The organism is Flavobacterium solisilvae, assembly GCF_012911605.1.
Lineage (GTDB): Bacteria > Bacteroidota > Bacteroidia > Flavobacteriales > Flavobacteriaceae > Flavobacterium > Flavobacterium solisilvae.
Map to the genome: position 1 here is coordinate 1 of NZ_JAAMPT010000051.1, position 243 is coordinate 243.

The following is a 243-nucleotide window of genomic DNA, read 5'->3' on the forward strand; positions in this document are numbered from 1 at the left end:
TTAAAGAGTGCGTAACAGCTCACTAGTCGAGCGGACGAGCATGGATAATAATCGGGCATAAGTATACTACCGAAGCTATGGATTTATACGTAAGTATAAGTGGTAGGGGAGCATTCTAACAAGGTTGAAGGTGTATCGTAAGGTATGCTGGACTGGTTAGAAAAGAAAATGTAGGCATAAGTAACGATAATGCGGGCGAGAAACCCGCACACCGAAAGACTAAGGTTTCCTCAGCTATGCTAA

The 243-nt window shown here is 43.2% G+C and carries 1 rRNA gene; it reads left to right on the forward strand.

The window, feature by feature from the left end:
- A 23S ribosomal RNA gene (locus G6042_RS14670) occupies positions 1-243 on the forward strand; the annotation flags it as partial.